1 protein-coding gene is annotated in these 522 nt (G+C 56.9%); it reads right to left on the bottom strand.

Features of this window, described 5'->3' with window-relative positions; genetic code table 11:
- A partial coding sequence (locus GQF02_RS15745) for a hypothetical protein (RefSeq protein ID WP_407924832.1) occupies positions 1 to 359 on the bottom strand: 359 nt, incomplete at its 3' end.
- Between the last annotated feature and the right edge of the window lie 163 nt (positions 360 to 522).

Genomic DNA, 522 nt, shown 5'->3' with positions numbered 1-522 from the left:
TTGCCGACGACGCTGTCATTCATGGTGGCGTTCGACGGATCTTTGATGATGAACGGGGAGCCCGTGCCGCCAAGGATTTTTTGCGAGTCGGTAGCGGTGGCGGTGACTGCTTTGCTAAAGGCCGGCTCGTGGCTGACCGTGATGTCGACATTTTCGTTGTAGTCGTTGCCGTAGGTGACGCTGCCACCCTCGTTTACGTTGTATTCCTGACGGTTGTTGACCTGCAGCGTGTTGGTGCCGCTGACTGTGGTCACCACGCTGGTCGGGTCAGCCGGTTGTACAACAGGAGTGGGGTTGGCGTAGGCCGCGCCGTAAGCTGTGAGCAGTGCAACAAACAGTAGCTTCTTCTGGTGCTTCATGGTGATGCTCCTTTAAGTGCGGAAGATTACAACTGACTGCAAAGACCGGTCATCAGGCCGGGTAAAGCGGGGTGAACCCATGTCTGCCAGCTGGGCTTGTCCCGGCTGGCTTGGCTGCTTATTGGTTGGTCGAGATGGCCAGATTGTTGACCTGCTGGTTCGA

The sequence above is a fragment of the Craterilacuibacter sinensis genome (genome assembly GCF_009831765.1).
GTDB lineage: Bacteria > Pseudomonadota > Gammaproteobacteria > Burkholderiales > Chromobacteriaceae > Craterilacuibacter > Craterilacuibacter sinensis.
The sequence above is the reverse complement of the archived record's forward strand: the minus strand, read 5'-3'. Positions and strand labels throughout refer to the sequence as shown.